Source organism: Helicobacter sp. 12S02634-8 (assembly GCF_002272865.1).
Taxonomy (GTDB): Bacteria; Campylobacterota; Campylobacteria; order Campylobacterales; family Helicobacteraceae; genus Helicobacter_J.
Genome location: NZ_MLAP01000014.1, coordinates 1 through 15,801, shown reverse-complemented (window position 1 = coordinate 15,801; position 15,801 = coordinate 1). Strand labels below are relative to the sequence as shown.

Below are 15,801 nucleotides of genomic sequence, written 5' to 3'. Positions count from 1 at the left end.
TGAAGAGTTTTGTATGGATTTATAAAAATAATTATTTGAATTGATTATGAAAGGATTGAAAATGAAAATTAAGATAATGTCGGTGGCACTTGGCTTAGCTTGTTTGCTCAATGCTGAAGATGCTCAAGATTATACGCTCCAAAAAGTAGAGGCCTCTGCAAATAAAATGGATAATCAAGCCGAAAGCTGGCGTTCAGAAGAAATTCAGAATTACCAAGGCTCAAGAACAGTGATTTCTAACAAACAACTCAAAGAAACTGCTAACCAAACCATCGATGAAGCATTGCAAAATATCACAGGTGTGCAAGTGCGTGATTATAGCGGGACAGGGATTTTGCCAAAAATCAGCTTTAGGGGATTTGGTGGCGCAGGCAATGGGCATAGCAATACGGGTATGATTTTAGTCGATGGTATCCCTGTTTATGGTGGCCCTTACTCTAACCTTGAGCTAGCTATATTCCCCGTGACTTTCCAAGCAGTCGATCGTATCGATGTCATCAAAGGGGGTGCGAGCGTGCAGTATGGCCCTAACACCTTTGGAGGCGTTATCAATATTGTCACAAAAGAAATCCCCACACAATGGGAAAATCAAGTCGCTGAACGAGTGACTATATGGGGAAAAGACACAGGCAGCCCTTTCAGAAAAAATGGCGAGCCTGTAGCCAATAATATGCTGTTTGATACTTATCTCAAAACCGGAGGTATGGTCAATGAACATTTTGGCGTGCAAGCACAAGCTAACTATGTAGGCGGGCAGAGCTTCCGTGAAAACAGCGACACAAGCGTGCAAAACTATATGCTCGATGCGATCTATAAAATCAATGCGAGCAATAATGTCAAGATGTATTATCAATACTACACTTACAGAGCTAAAGACCCTGGATCTTTAAGCACTGCAGACTATCTCAAAGACCGATTCCAAAACAAACGCCCCAATAACCAAGATGATGGTGTTGCGAAACGTTTTGGCGTGGTGTATAACAACTACTTTGGGGACACAGATAAAGTCGGAGGGCATTTCTCATTTACTTATTTTACCCACGATATGACCCGAAATTTCACGATTGATAATAATTATAATAAAACTAACTATACCACAGCAGCTACTGATGTGACAGATAATGTGCGTCGTTTTGTTGTCAATGGTGTTGAACCCAAGCTCAATCTTGCCTTTGGGACACAGAGCGTGCGACAGACTCTGACTCTAGGAGGGCGATTCTTGACAGAAGATATCTATTTCCATGGCTATAAAGATACCCTAGCTACCCACGCTATCGCCGATAAACCACAAGTATATCATAATAACTATATTGCCCTTTATATCAGCGATGAATTGAGCTTTCTTGATGGGGCATTGACTGTGACTCCAGGGATTCGCAATGAAACACTCAACTATACTTATCACACCACTATGCCAAAAACTGTAACCAACCATCGTATCGACAATCAGTTCAATCCTGCCCTCAATATCGGCTATAAGCCCATCAAAGATTTGTTGCTCTATGCTAACTATAACAGGAGCTTTATCCCACCACAAGTGGGCGATATCAATGGCACTAGCACAAACTATGTCACAGGCTTTCAGACCACTGAAGCAGGTCTGCGCTATTTCTTCAACGAAAAATTCAGTGTCAATGCCAACTACTTTGCAATCTTTGCAGACAATTACCGAATCGGTAAGTTTGCTACCGATCCTGTATCTGCTATCTCTCAAGGTTTAGAGCTAGAGGCGTATTATTCACCGATTGAAGCCCTCACTTTGCACGCAGCCTATACCTTCACAGACGCAAGAGTATCCAATCATAAATACCACAGCGGCACAAATGGTGGCACCGTAGATGTGTATGGCAAAGAGATTCCATATGTATCCCCCCATCAGTTTGTGTTTGACGCACTCTATACATTAGGACAGACCACTATGGGTATCTCAAGCTATTACTATAGCCCTGCATACAGCGATATTCTCAATACCGTGAGTGAAAACTCAACTGAAACAGCGGGCAAATTGCCTTGGTATTGGGTATGGAACGCTCAAGTAAGCCGCACACTCTGGAAATCTGGACGCCAAAGTATCAGTGGCAGCTTGGCGATGAATAATATCTTTAATATGAAATATTATTTTCGCGGTATCGGCACAAGCCCTGCAGGCAGACAGCCCGCACCAGGAAGATCTGTCACTGCGTATGTGAGCTATAATTTCTAGTCTATCAAGATACCAAATCTATAGAGATATAAAAGAGATACAAAGGGAGGGGTGAGGTTTTAGAGTGGATCTGTGCTAAAATCTCACCTATCAATCAAGGGAGGTAAGCCGATGGCACCCCAAAAGTTAAAAGAACCTATCAAAGAGTCAAAAGAGCCCATCAAGCCAAGACTCAAATCCTCCCTTTTGCGTCGCTTGTTTGTCGCAGCTTCTATACGCAGATGGAACGATCAAGCTTGCCCTGTTGAGTTCGTCGAGCTTGACAAGCAAGCCCATAAAATGGTGATTGCTTATTTGTTTGCGCGTTATGAAGAGCTAGCAAGGGGTATCACAATCGATTGGGAAGAGCTCATCAAAAATTTTTGTTTTGAGTTTTTTGCGCGTGTGGTGCTCACTGATATCAAACCCCCTGTATTCCACGAACTCCAAAAACACCATCAAGCCGAATTAGCCCATTTTGTGATGTCAATGCTCAAAGATGAGTTGGGCGATTATGAATTTTTTGAAGCAATGGGTGCATACTTAAGCACGCCTCAAAATACTCTTGAAGCCCAGATATTGCGTGCAGCCCATTACTATGCCTCTAAATGGGAGTTTGATATTATCTATCATTTCAATCCTTATATGTATGATGTGGGTCATATCAAAAAAACGATTGACAACACACTTGAAGAGCATTACCATTTATACGGAGTGCAAAAAATCGTGATGTTTCAAAATGTGCGTGAGCTTGTTACGATGTTTGGGCAGTTGCGATTCCAAAAGCGCTGGAGTCAGACCCCAAGAGTGCCAGCTACAAGTGTCTTAGGGCATACTTTATGTGTGGCAATCAGTGCCTATCTTTTGAGCCTTGATATCGGGGCTTGCCGCCAAATGCGTATCAACCATTTTCTTGGAGGGCTTTTCCACGATCTCCCAGAGATTCTCACGCGCGATATTATCTCGCCTATCAAACGAAGCGTGGTCGGTCTTGATGAACATATCAAAGAGATTGAAGAAAGAGCAGTCAATACTAAAATCCTTTCCATTGTCCCCCCTAATATCGCTGATGATATTGTCTATTTCACGCAAAATGAATTCAGTAACCGCTATAAAGTGGAATGTTTCACGCAGATAGCCATCAGTGGGGCAGAGCTGATGAAAACATACAATGCAGATGTGTATAGCCCTGTGTATGGAGAGTTTTTGAAAGTTTGTGATCACTTGAGTGCGTTTTTAGAAGCGAGGATTTCTATCACGCACGGAATATCGAGCTCAGAGCTCATCAAGGGAGCTGAGGATATTTTTAATAAATGCAATTTAATTTCTATCAACGGCATTGATATTGGGGCAGTTTTTAGGGATTTTAGCTGATGGAATTTCTCAAATCCCTCACAGATGGCAATGTAGCAGCCTTTTTTCTTTTATTGCTACGTTTTGCAGGGATTTTTGCGTTTTTTCCATTTTTTGATAGTCAGTTGGTTCCTGTATCGGTGCGAGGAGCTTTGAGCTTTTTTATGGCTTTGTTGTTTTTCCCTTTGGTGTCTTATGTTTCTTTGGATATGACTTGGGAAAATCTCTTGATTGCTGGTGTGATGGAGGTGCTATTGGGCTTTAGTGCGTCGCTTGTTTTGCAGATTGTATTCAGTGCGATTGCTCTTGCTTCAGATAGTATCAGCTTTTCAATGGGGCTTACGATGGCAAGTGCTTATGACCCTATCTCAGGGGCGCAAAAGTCCATTGTGGGGCAAGTGATCGCACTCCTTGCAATTGTCTTGGCTCTGAGCTTGAATTTCCATCATTTCGTTTTTTTGTTTATCGCGCATACGCTTTCTACGATTCCTTTGGGGGGATTTGAGCTCAGTGGTGGTATCATCGCTTATCTCATCAAGGCATTTGCTCAGATGTTTTTAGTCGGCTTTGCGATGGCATTTCCTATTTTGGGATTGATTCTTTTGAGTGATGTGATTTTTGGTATGATTATGAAGACGCACCCGCAATTCAATCTCTTAGCCATTGGCTTCCCTGTCAAGATAGCGATTGCATTTGTGGTGATTATTCTCATTATCCCAGCAATCATGCTGCGTTTTAAAAATGAATTGCAAGCAGCTTTTTATGCTTTGAATCAACTATTTTAAAGGAATCAAATGGACTTAGTGTCATTTCAAGAAGCCCAAACTATCAACCATCGCCTTGATATCCCCGAGTTATCGTTGGTGGATAGAGATATTTATGCAGCTTATGGTGAGATTTTGGGCTCAGATATTATCTGCCATCGCCCTCTCCCTGCTTTTGATAACTCTGCGATGGACGGCTATGCGCTCAAAAGCACTGATTTAGGCAAAAAACTCAAGGTAACTTCCAGAATCCTAGCAGGAGAAGATACGCGCACCCAAGAGGTCTTGAGCGGGAGTTGTGTGAAAATCATGACAGGGGGTATGGTGCCTAAGGGTGCTGATGTTGTCGCTCCTTTTGAGGTGGTTGAGGTGGTGGATAAGGATATGATGATTGCTCCACATGATTTACAGATAGGGGCAAATATCCGTTTCAAAGGCGAAGAGCAAGCCATAGGGAGTGTGCTTGCTAAAAGGGGCGAAAAGCTCACGCACGGATTGATTGCATTGATTGCTTCTCAAGGGATATCCAAACTGCCGATTTTACGCAAGCTAAAAATTGGGGTCTATTCTACAGGCAATGAAATCATTGAGCCAGACCAAAAGGCCAAGGAACATCAAATCTATAATATCAACGCTGTAGGTATCATATCTTTACTGCAAGCCTATGGACATCAAGCCCAATACCTTGGCATACTCAAAGACTCTTCTGAAGCACTGATGGGAGCTATTGGGGATTTTGAATCTCATGATGTGGTGATTACAAGTGGAGGGGCAAGCACGGGTGAGGCTGATATTTTAGAGCAGTCTTTACGCCGATGTGAGGCGAAGATCCTCTATCACGGGATCAATCTCAAGCCTGGCCGGCCGATTATGCTTGCGACTTTAGGGAAATGCACCATATTTGCCCTCCCTGGCAATCCTTTGAGTGGATTGCTCAATCTCAATGCCATCGTGATCCCTACTTTAGAGCGGTTGCGTGGGGCGAGGAGCTTTTATCCTTGCGCGATGGGCGCTTATCTCAAAGACCCCCTCAAGCTCAAAGAGGGGCGTGTGCATATGATACTTGGCAGATATGATAATGGTGTGTTTGTGCCTTTTAAAAATGGCAAGCAAGGCTCTGGGGCAGTCAATGCGATCAGTAATAGCAATGCTATTGCCTTAGTGGGCGAGCAGAAATCCCTATTGCAAGGGCATATCAAGATATTACCTTATGTTATGGAATTTTCTGATACAATGGGTGCGTATATCAATGAATAGAGTGAGGAATTAAAATGACAAAGTTATTGTTTGGTGTGAGTGATACTGAGGAGTGCAGGAGGGCTATCAAAACCATTATCAGATTATTTGGACATCGCCAAGGTGTCGAACTCACTCTCTTGCATGTGACCCCTGAAGTGCTTGTCTATGCTGAGAGCGGGATTGTGGATTATGGCACGATTGAAAGTATGGAAAAAGAAAAGTCTAATGAAATCTTGGACGCATTTGAGAAGACATTTAAAGATGAGGGTATCACTTGTCAAAAAATCCTTAAAACAGGCAATCCCATTGATGTGGTCTTAGAGATTGCTGATCGGTATGATTTGCTCGTGATTGGGGCGAGTGAATCATCTTTGTTGCATCGGATTTTTAATTCACATCAAAATAGTTTCATCAATTCCTCTCCTATCCCTGTTTTGGTCGCAAAATAGCCGATTTTAAGAGTCTTTTGCAGGAGGTGCAAGATAAAAAAGCTTTTTTTCTTCACCAGTATTTTCTCTCTCTTGAGTATGGAGGCTCTGGATTTTGGCGGGATTGGCAATGTGTCTGCGGGTATGGGTGGCGCAGGAGTCGCACTCAAAGCCTCGCCTTATGGGTTGTATTATAATCCAGCTCTTTTGAGTGCAGACAATCGAACAAAATTTGGCTATAGCCTTGGTATCGAATATCGTCAAAATAATATCGATAAGCTTGTCAGGCTAAACCTTAAAGATATCGCTACTTCTCCATCAGATATGCAAACTCTCCAAGAGGTGCTCAAGCAAAATAATTTGAGTCTTGTGAGTCAAAATGGCATTGTTCTGCAGCTTTCTTCATCGACGATTCGAGAAGAATTTGGCGTAGTGGCTTTGGGAGTTTTTGGCTCTTTGTATGCAAATATTTCTTTGAAGGCCGATCCCAATCGTTTGGGACTGATTGTGCAAAATGGAAGTAAATATTATAAACTCATTGCCAATGCTTCAGGGGGCTACACTCCCCAAGACACCACGCAAGCAGATTATGAACAGCATTCTATTATTTACTCTCTCCAACAAGGCAATGCCCATAAAATCATCACGACATCGTTTTTCTTATCTGAGATCCCCATCGGCTATGCTAGAACCTTTTATTTCAGAAATTCTAATCTCAACCTCGGTGCAGCTTTCAAATATATGAACGGTATCAGTGCGCATAGAGATATTTTTTTGAGCGATCATATGGATTTGCAAAATGAACTCAAAAAGTTTAGCACCAATAGTGGCTATGAATCTTCTAGCACTTTTGGAGTTGATTTGGGAATGATGTATGAGATTGACCTCCCTAAGTTTCGCTATCTGACCTTTGGTGTGGTGGCAAAAAATATCAACACGCCCACATTTAAATACACCTCGGGAAATATTATCGTAAAACCCCAATATCGCGTGGGTGTAGCATACAATGAAAGCCTTTTCACTCTGGCTTTTGACGCAGATATTTTGCCCAATGAATTGCTGAACTTTAGCTATGAAAAACAAAAAAGTCAGATGATTGGAGGCGGGGTGAAGTTTGATTTGAAAGTTTTTGACTTGCGTGCTGGTGCGATGGTGGATATCCATCAAAATAATGGGCTGATCCTCACAGGTGGTGTCAATGTGTTGGGGTTATTTGATGTGGCGTTGCAGAGTGGGACAAAGCTAGGCGAGAGCAAGGGGTATCGATTCCCTAAATATCTCAATTTAAAAATTGGTGGGAGTTTTTCGTTTTAAATGATTTAACGATTTAAACAATTTCAACGGATTTAAGCGATTCCATTGTCCCAAAATCCCCAAAAATGCATATCAAAACGCATAGCCCCTATCTTAAGTAGGGCTTAATCCCTATAGAATTTAATTTCTATAAATTTTAATCCCTATAAATTTTAAATTCTGCGGGGGGGGGATTCAGGCAATGTGCCTTTAGGGATATTTGGAGTGGTTATTTTCTCAATTCTTTGATACGAGCAGATTTACCTTTTCTATCGCGGAGATAATAGAGCTTAGCTCTTCTGACCCTACCGATTCTCAAGACATCTATACTCTCAAGACTTTCGCTATAAATGGGGAAAGTCTTTTCCACGCCGATATTATTAGCTCCCATCTTGCGGATAGTGAAAGTCTTATCGACACCATTTCCTCGAATCGAGATACAGATCCCCTCAAAATTTTGGATACGGCTTTTTTCACCTTCTTTGATTTTAATCCCTAGTTTGATGGTATCGCCTGCTTTGAAATTTGGGACTTTTTTATCGCCGATTTGATTCTTTTCAAAACTCTCAATGTATCTATTTTTCATTATGCACCCTTTTTGTTGCTTTCCATTTTTGGTATAAATCTGGTCTAAAATATTTTGTTTTCAAAATCGACAGATTATATTTCAAGTTGGCAATTTTACTATGATTTCCCTTTGAATACTCTGAAGGTGGGATAAAATTTTCAAAAGTTTTATCAATTTGTATGGTTCTTGAGAAATTTGGGGCTTCTAGCAAGTAAGATTCAAAGCTCTCACCAAGCAAAGAATCAGGATTACCCAAAACGCCCTCTATCTGCCTAGCAATGCTATCACACAAGCACAATGCTGCCAACTCCCCGCCTGTGAGGATAAAATCACCTATAGAAAAGACTTCATCAGCACAGAGCTCAATGGAACGTTCATCAAAGCCCTCATAACGCCCACAGACAAAAACAATATGCTCTTTTTTCGCTAGCCTAATAGCGTCAGCTTGCACAAAGGGCTTGCCAGCAGGCGAGAGGAATATGGTGTGTTTGGGGTTGGGTATGGCGTTGAGGGCATCTCTGATGAGGTCAGGGCGTAGCACTTGCCCTGCTCCACCTCCGATTTGTGGGTAGTCAGCCTTTTGGTATTTGTCTGTAGCGTAATCTCTGATATTGATAAAATGTGTTGTGATGAGGTGTTTTTTGCAAGCGTTTTTGAGGATCGAGTCTTCAAAATAATGCATAATCAAGTTAGGGAATAGACTCAAAAAGCTAAATTGCATTAGCTTGCCTCCAAAATAGCCCTTGCTCCTTGGGCGATGACGCACTTTTTTTCTGGAGAGGTTTGGAGGATAAAATGATCGATATAAGGGAGCATAAAAGTTTTTGGCAGGCCTTGGGCGATGAGTGCTTGTGCGGTCTTGATGATGAGATAATCACTTGCCCCAATGCGCTCAATATCTGTGATGATACCTAGTGTTTGGCCATTTTCTTGGAGCACACAACCGATCACATCAAACCAAAAGTATTCGTTTTCTTGGAGCACACAAAGCCTTTGAGTGTCTTCAAGGCTCGTATATGCGATGTGATGGGTGAGTGGTTTGGCAGCTTCTATGCTTGTGATTTCTTGAAAAAACACAATAGAATTTTTTGTATCAAAGCTCTTGATTGTGTAGCTACAAGAAAATGTGGGGTGTTTTTGGGGTGATTGGATAGTGAGTTTGAGGTCTGCTTGGATACTTTGGGGGAAGTCAGTGCTTAAGTGTAGCTTCAAGCCACCTTTGAGTCCGATTGTTTTCCCGAGTCTGCCGACTTCAATCAGAGATGGGGGGGTGGTTTGTGTTTTCATACCTTGCTATGCGTTTGAGCTTGGACAACTACTCGATAGGTATAGCCATCTTTTGCTTTTGCTCCTGAGATAAATGTCTTGAGCGCACTGATCATCTTGCCATCTTTGCCGATGACTCTGCCGACATCTTGAGAAGAGGCATAGATCACAATGTCTTTATAACCCTCTTCATTGAGTTCTAAGGATACGGATACATCTTGGGGATATTGCACGATCTTTTTGACATAATCTTCTAAGAATTGCTGTATCATAGCAAATTATTTGCCTGAGGATAGTTGATTGACTCTTTCGCTCATTTTTGCCCCGACACTTTTCCAATAATCCAATCGTTGTGTATCGATTTTGATTTGTGCTGGCTCACTCAAAGGATTGTAATAACCGATAGATTCAATCCAGCCACCATCTCTTCGCTTTCTGGAATCTGTCACAACGATACGATAGAAAGGCTTTTTTTTCCTACCCATTCGGGTTAATCTGATTACTGTTGCCATAGTTACTCCTTGCTTTAGATACTGAAATGATTTGGGACAAATCATCTGCCCAAATACTATTTAAAAAACTTGAATTATACCTAAAAACAACTCTGTTTTGGATAAAATCAAGAATTATTCATTTTCCCTTTCATCTGACCCATCATACCCATCAATTCCTGCATACCCCCCTTGGCACTCAAACGCTTTGCCATCTTCGCAGCATTGTCAAATTGCTTGATGATACGATTGATATCACTGACTTCAAGCCCACTGCCTAGGGCGATACGTTTTCTGCGACTTCCATTGAGAATATCAGGATTGTTGCGTTCTTTGAGTGTCATTGAATTGACCATTGCTTTGATTTTTTGCACTTCTGTTGAGGTATCTAAATCTACATTTTTCAACGCCCCTGCCATATTGCCAAGACCAGGTATCATCGAGATGATAGAACTCATTGAACCCATTTTTTTGATATTTTCGATTTGGGCGATGAAATCTGTAAAAGTGAATTGCCCTTTTTTGAGCTTTTTGCCGATATTTTTTGCTTCTTGCTCTGAGAGGATACTCGCAGTTTTTTCTGCTAAAGAAGCGATATCCCCTGCACCCATCAGTCTTGAAATGATACGATCGGGGATAAAAATATCTAAATCAGGGATTTTCTCTCCACTACCGATGAATCGCAAGGGGATACCTAGCTGATAGGCGATAGAGAGGGCGATACCTCCTTTGGTGTCGCTATCAAATTTAGTCAAAATCACCCCTGTGATACCGATTTCTTGATTGAAGGTATCAGCACTCCTGATACCATCTTGACCGCTCAAAGAATCAGCGACATAAAATATTTCGTGGGGGTCTAGGGTACTTTTGATACCTTTGAGTTCTGCCATCAAAGGAGCGTCGATAGCAAGCCGACCGGCTGTATCGACAATCATCACATCATATTGTTCGCTGATAGCTTTTTGCTTGGCTAAAGAGGCGATGGCTTGGGGAGTGGTGTTTTCAAGGGTGAAGATATCGACTTGGATTTGGTTTGCTAGCCAAGTGAGCTGTTCGATGGCTGCTAGACGCGCTAAATCGCAAGCTACAAGCAAGACTTTTTTGTTTTTTGTCTTGAGATAGTGGGCTAATTTAGCACAAGTGGTTGTTTTCCCGCTCCCTTGAAGTCCGCTCATGAGGACAATAGTTGGGGGTTTGGGCGCATAGGTGAAGCCATAATTGCCATTAGCAGATAAGATCGCATGCAGGCTATTTTGCAAGGCATTGAGGAAGTTTTGCTTGCCGATACCTGCTTGCTTGGTTTGGGTTTCGATATTTTTCAAAAGCTCTTTAGTGACTTTGTGATAAACATCATTGCGTAAGAGCGATTTTTTCAGCTCTTCTAGGGCTTTGGTGAGTGATTTTTCATCATCATTGAACCGTATTTTATTCAGAGCATTTTTGAAAGATTCGCTGAGTGTTTCAAACAATTTCATACTCCTAAAACTTTGAGTTTTGCTTCATTTTGCCCTAAAATAGGGTCTATCAAAGACCTTTTAGGTAGAAACTATAACAAATACAATCTATCATTTTATAAAAAAGGAGCTTGAATTTATCTGAAAATCTGTTAAAAGTTATGAGTTATAATATTTATGAGAATAAAAAATATTTGAATCGCTTAATTTTATTAGCAGAATAGGAAAAGCAATGAACTTTGAAGCAAGCTTAAAGGAAAAAAATCTCAAAGTAACCCCCCAAAGGATTGCGATTTTGAGAGAGATTGAAAAAAATGGTCATATCAGTGTCGATGATGTTTATGAAAATATCAAAAAAGAATATCCCTCCATTTCGTTAGCCACTGTGTATAAAAATATCACAGCTTTGTATGAGGTCAATATTTTGCGCGAGGTCAAAGCCCCTGCCCAAAAGCAACGTTATGAGCTCAGCTACGATCGCCATATCCACGTTGCTTGTGGTAAGTGCGGCAAACTCGAGGATATACGCGTGGATATTTCAGCCATCTCTAAAGAATGTGCCAAAATCAGTGGCTATACTTTATATGACACTTCAGCAGTGTTTATCGGTGTGTGTCCAGAGTGTGCAGCTAAGGGGAGTAAATAATCCTCAGATTGGCTATAGGACGATATTATTGAGATTCCACATCGGCATCATGATTCCTAGTGCAAACCACATCACCAAGCCCCCTACTAGAAGCGTCATCATCGGCTCTATCCAGCGGCCAAAGCTTTCAATCCCATCAGCATAAAGCTCTTTATAGTGCTGCGAGCACATTTGGAGCATATTACTCAATTCCCCACTTTTCTCACCCGCTAGAATCAGACCTTTTGTCATCGCATCAAACAAGTCGATTTTACAAAGTGCATCGCTTAAGTTTTCTCCACTTTGGATATTAGCGATCACTTGGGTGAATATGCTTTTTAAATGGAGGTTACTCAAGGAGGTGTGTGCGTTGTTTAGGGATTGCTTGAGGTCTAGGCCTGTTTTTTGACACAGATGGAGTGCGAACAAACATCTTTGGAGATCGCCATGCAGCAAAATAGACCCTAGCAATGGCAGATCAAGGAGGGTTTTATGGAGTTTTTGGCGTATGGGCGTGGATTTTGCGATAATTTTTTGGATAAAAACAGCGCCAATCCCAATGCCTGCCCCTATGAATAGCCCCCATTTTTGGAAAATATCGCCTGTGGTGATGAGGATTTTTGTGCTCAAAGGCAGCTCAAGCTTGAAATCTTCAAACAAGCTGACAAATTCAGGGATCACCATCGCATTTAAAACTCCAAAGGCCACAACAACACTCAAGATAATCACGAGGGGATAAAATAGCTTTTTCTTAAAGCGGGATATGTCTTTTTGGCTTTCTTCAAGCTCTTGGGAGAGGGTGTGGAATATTTCAGGGAGGCGCCCTGTATTTTGCCCAATCTCAATGATAGAAGCCCGCATTCCACCGATAATATCTAAATGTTGCTTGAAGGCTTGACTCAAGGATAGCCCTGATTGGAGGTTTTTTAAAATATCTGCATACATTGCTTGGGTTTTGGGGTGCTTGCACCCAGCCATACAGAGGGGTAAAATCTCATCAATAGGCAAAGAAGCCTCTGCCATCAAGGCAATTTGCTTGAAACTCAAAATCAAGTCCTTTTTGTGTAAAGGGAGGAATTTATAGAATATGCTATATGATGGGATTGGAGTGATTTGTGTGGGGATAATGCCAATTTGCTTGGCTTGCTTGAGTGCTTGAGATTCTGAGGGGGCTTTGAGCTTGATGGTTATGGGGCGAGCGTTTTTAATGCCCTTGATGAGGAATTTCATTTTTGCACGACTCTATAGATTTCTTCATAAGTTGTGATCCCTTGGGCGACTTTGTCTATCCCATCATCAAAAAGGGTTTTGAAATTTTTCTCTTTCAAAAACTCTCGGATTTGCCCAGAGGGTGCGTTCCCTAATAATGGCTTGATAGTCGGGGTGATTTCTAGGATTTCTAAAATGGCCTCTCTCCCTGAGAAGCCTTGCATATTGCAGTGTTTGCAGCCAATGGAAGTAAAGGCTGGTATATGGGGGTAGGGATTTTGGTCTTGGGGTAGGGGTTGTTTGCAGTGTGTGCAGAGCTTTCTGACTAGTCTTTGAGAGATGATAGCTTTAAGCGTGGCGTGCAGCAAATAAGGCTGTGTCCCCATATCTAAGAGTCGATCAATGGTGCTGATACAATCGTTGGTATGGATAGTAGAGAGGACAAGATGTCCTGTGAGGGAGGATTGGACAGCTAGTTGCAGAGTTTCTTGATCGCGGATCTCACCGACCATAATAATATCTGGGTCTTGACGGAGGATAGCACGGAGGGCATCAGAAAAGCCAAATCCATAATCGGGATTGATCTGGATTTGGGTCGCAAGGGGGATTTGGTATTCGATGGGGTCTTCAATGGTGATGAGCTTTTTGTCATGAGATTTAATATCTTCTAAGAGGGCATAAAGCGTTGTGCTTTTCCCGCTTCCTGTAGGGCCTGTGATGAGTATGATACCATTGGGGGATTGGATAGTTTTTTGCAAGAGTTTGCAATGGCTTGTGTTGAGATTGAGATAGTCTAGATTGATGGGACGCGTTTGTTTATAAAGGATACGCATGACGATGGATTCTCCGTGCTGGGTGGGGACGCTTGAGATTCTGAAGTCATATTCTTTGTTTAAGAACAAAAAGCTATATCTCCCATCTTGAGGCAAGCGCTTTTCGCTGATATCGAGCTTGGATTCGAGCTTGATTTTGTTGCATAGGAGTTCAAATATCTTGGGTTTGATTTTGCTGAGTTCTTTGATGTGGCCATCTTTGCGGATTTTGAAGCTTGCATGAGTGCCTTTGGGCTCTAGGTGGATATCGCTAGCATTTTGTGAGATTGCTTGTTCGAGTATATAATGATAAAGACCTGCGATACTTGTTTCTGGGCTTTTGAGATCAGTGATTTGTGCACTGAAAATATGGACTTTTTCTTGGATTTGGAGGTATTGGAGGGCTGTATAAAAATCTTTGACTGCCAGTGGGGTGAATTGTATGGTGTAGGTGGGGTATTTTTGTTTGATGAGCTCTTTGAGTGCGGGGATATTTTGCTGTGTTGTGTCTTCTTGTGTGCCTAAGATGATTTCGTGTTTTGATGGGTGGATAGCAAGGACAAATGCTTGGAGTTTGCAAGCTAGCTCATAAGGGAGCAGCGCGCTTGATTGCTCATCAATAATCCAGTCTTGCACCCCATTTTGTGTGTTGTCTTGGGCTTGATGTTGTGTTGTGTTTTGTTGCGTGTTTGCCATCGCTCACCTCTTGTTAAAAAATATTTCTGCTTGTTTGAATAGCTCATTTGCTTGCTTTTCTTGTCCCATTTTTGCAAGACTTTGTGTATAGATTTTCCAGCTTTGGATATCGTTGGGATTGATTTGGTTGGCTCGATAAGCCCAAATAATGGCATTTTCATATGCACCTTGTTTGTAGTAGTTTTGGGCGATTTGGATTGCGTGCTTATAGGTCAGCGTGCCTTGGATACTTCCCATATAAAATTTTGGTTTTTCTATGCTGGGATTGAAAGGGGTTTTGGCGATAGTTTGGGGAGTGGCTTGGGGTCTTGGGGCTTGGGGTTTGGGCGCTATTTTTGCACTCTGAAAGCCTGCTTCATAGCCCCTCTGATACCCCCATACCCCTAAAATCAGCACTCCTATAGCAAAGGACAATCCAGCAAGGACACGCCACCCCCTCCTTCTCCCTCTCCCCATCTCAGCCTTCCCCCTCTTGTCTTTGATATTCTCTTCCTTGATATTCTATCTCTTTAAAACCATTGGCTGCAGTGATGATTTTAGGTGTGATGATGATAATGATCTCTTGAGTTTGCTTGAGAGATTTTTTATAAGAAAAGAGATATTTGAGCAAAGGGATAGAACCTAGGATTGGTATTTTCTTTTCAATAATAGATTGTGTTTTATGGATCAATCCTCCTAAAATAACTTTTTGATGGTTATGGAGCTTGACAATTGAAGAGAGTTGATTGGTAGAGAGATTAGGAGGTGATTTGAGTGCATTGGGTTGGTTTTCTATCGTGGCATCTTTGGCTTTGGTGATGGAGGGATTGATCTTTAAAATCACATAGTCTTTACCAATTGAGGGAGTCACATCTAATAAAACTCCTGAAAACACCGTGGGAAAATGCTCGCCTATATTTTGAATCACAGCTGTGTTGGTACTATTTTGATAGACAGAATTTTGTATATAACGCAAGACATTACCCACTGAAATGATAGCTGGCTGATTATTGAGTGTGAGGACTTTGGGATTAGAGATCGAACTGACTTTACCATAGATATTGAGAAACTCTAAGATTTTATTCAAACTCAAGTCTTGAGAGAAGATATTGATACCATAAGAGAATTGATTCCCTCCCATAGCAGCTAAGCTCCCTCCTCCCTCTCCCACTCCTCCTGCTATCCCTAGTTTATAGATTTCAGCCCAATTCACTCCTGCTGTATCAATATTATTGTGTGTGATGGTGAGTATATTGACATCAATGAGCACTTGTGCTTGTATCTTTTGTTGGAGTAGGGCAATATAATCTTGCACTCTTTTGATTTGTGAGGGGGAGGCAGTGATGGTAATGAGTCCTGCACCTTTATTGATTACTATAGGCTTAAAGGGGAGTTTATCGGGTTGGTTTTTATCTCCAGGGCGATAAGTGATTGCATAGAGT

17 protein-coding genes are annotated in these 15,801 nt (G+C 41.7%); 7 read left to right on the top strand and 10 right to left on the bottom strand.

The features are described from left to right. Positions 1-61 precede the first annotated feature (61 nt). From BKH46_RS08155 to traF, 6 genes are all read left to right on the top strand, one after another. Positions 62-2,203: a TonB-dependent receptor gene (locus tag BKH46_RS08155; protein WP_095226347.1), complete on the top strand. Its 2,142-nt coding sequence runs from the start codon at positions 62-64 to the stop codon at positions 2,201-2,203. A 111-nt stretch (positions 2,204-2,314) separates the two neighbouring features. Further along, positions 2,315-3,556, top strand: coding sequence for an HD domain-containing protein (locus BKH46_RS08150; RefSeq protein ID WP_095226346.1), 1,242 nt, complete (start codon positions 2,315-2,317; stop codon positions 3,554-3,556). After that, on the top strand, positions 3,553-4,320 hold the full coding sequence (gene fliR, locus BKH46_RS08145) for a flagellar biosynthetic protein FliR (RefSeq protein WP_172402605.1): 768 nt from the start codon (positions 3,553-3,555) through the stop codon (positions 4,318-4,320). Before BKH46_RS08150 ends, fliR begins: the two co-directional genes overlap by 4 nt. A gap of 9 nt (positions 4,321-4,329) precedes the next feature. Continuing rightward, on the top strand, positions 4,330-5,556 hold the full coding sequence (locus tag BKH46_RS08140; RefSeq protein ID WP_095226344.1) for a molybdopterin molybdotransferase MoeA: 1,227 nt from the start codon (positions 4,330-4,332) through the stop codon (positions 5,554-5,556). A gap of 14 nt (positions 5,557-5,570) precedes the next feature. Beyond that, a complete protein-coding gene (locus BKH46_RS08135) occupies positions 5,571-5,987 on the top strand; it encodes a universal stress protein (protein WP_095226343.1) in 417 nt (138 codons plus the stop codon). A 78-nt stretch (positions 5,988-6,065) separates the two neighbouring features. Continuing rightward, positions 6,066-7,280: a conjugal transfer protein TraF gene (gene traF, locus BKH46_RS08130; protein ID WP_253248338.1), complete on the top strand. Its 1,215-nt coding sequence runs from the start codon at positions 6,066-6,068 to the stop codon at positions 7,278-7,280. 208 nt (positions 7,281-7,488) lie between these two features. Here the strand turns inward: traF and rplS are convergent, their stop codons facing one another. The 6 genes from rplS to ffh form a co-directional block, all read right to left on the bottom strand. After that, entirely contained in the window at positions 7,489-7,845 is a 357-nt protein-coding gene (gene rplS / locus BKH46_RS08125; protein ID WP_095226341.1) for a 50S ribosomal protein L19, read from the bottom strand. Then, positions 7,835-8,548: a tRNA (guanosine(37)-N1)-methyltransferase TrmD gene (trmD, locus tag BKH46_RS08120; protein ID WP_095226340.1), complete on the bottom strand. Its 714-nt coding sequence runs from the start codon at positions 8,546-8,548 to the stop codon at positions 7,835-7,837. Before trmD ends, rplS begins: the two co-directional genes overlap by 11 nt. Then, complete coding sequence (rimM, locus tag BKH46_RS08115; RefSeq protein WP_095226339.1) at positions 8,548-9,114, bottom strand: ribosome maturation factor RimM; 567 nt, start codon at positions 9,112-9,114, stop codon at positions 8,548-8,550. Before rimM ends, trmD begins: the two co-directional genes overlap by 1 nt. Further along, a complete protein-coding gene (locus BKH46_RS08110; protein WP_095226338.1) occupies positions 9,111-9,365 on the bottom strand; it encodes a KH domain-containing protein in 255 nt (84 codons plus the stop codon). The genes rimM and BKH46_RS08110 overlap by 4 nt, the downstream gene beginning before the upstream one ends. 6 nt (positions 9,366-9,371) lie before the next feature. After that, positions 9,372-9,605 (bottom strand): 30S ribosomal protein S16, encoded by a 234-nt coding sequence (gene rpsP, locus BKH46_RS08105; RefSeq protein WP_095226337.1) that lies wholly within the window; start codon positions 9,603-9,605, stop codon positions 9,372-9,374. Between the two features lie 107 nt (positions 9,606-9,712). After that, complete coding sequence (ffh, locus tag BKH46_RS08100; RefSeq protein ID WP_095226362.1) at positions 9,713-11,053, bottom strand: signal recognition particle protein; 1,341 nt, start codon at positions 11,051-11,053, stop codon at positions 9,713-9,715. 217 nt (positions 11,054-11,270) lie between these two features. Between ffh and BKH46_RS08095 the strand changes: the two genes are divergently transcribed. After that, the gene (locus BKH46_RS08095) at positions 11,271-11,684 is read left to right on the top strand and encodes a Fur family transcriptional regulator (protein ID WP_095226336.1); all 414 of its coding nucleotides are present in this window, start codon (positions 11,271-11,273) and stop codon (positions 11,682-11,684) included. Positions 11,685-11,696: 12 nt separating this feature from the next. Here BKH46_RS08095 and BKH46_RS08090 read toward each other — a convergent pair whose 3' ends face one another. The 4 genes from BKH46_RS08090 to mshL all read right to left on the bottom strand — a co-directional run. Next, on the bottom strand, positions 11,697-12,893 hold the full coding sequence (locus BKH46_RS08090; RefSeq protein ID WP_095226335.1) for a type II secretion system F family protein: 1,197 nt from the start codon (positions 12,891-12,893) through the stop codon (positions 11,697-11,699). Then, positions 12,890-14,380, bottom strand: coding sequence for a GspE/PulE family protein (locus BKH46_RS08085; protein WP_095226334.1), 1,491 nt, complete (start codon positions 14,378-14,380; stop codon positions 12,890-12,892). The genes BKH46_RS08090 and BKH46_RS08085 overlap by 4 nt, the downstream gene beginning before the upstream one ends. A gap of 3 nt (positions 14,381-14,383) precedes the next feature. Beyond that, entirely contained in the window at positions 14,384-14,836 is a 453-nt protein-coding gene (locus BKH46_RS08080) for a hypothetical protein (protein WP_095226333.1), read from the bottom strand. A gap of 1 nt (position 14,837) precedes the next feature. Continuing rightward, positions 14,838-15,801 (bottom strand): pilus (MSHA type) biogenesis protein MshL (gene mshL / locus BKH46_RS08075; protein ID WP_143428932.1); only part of this gene is annotated, 964 nt, incomplete at its 5' end.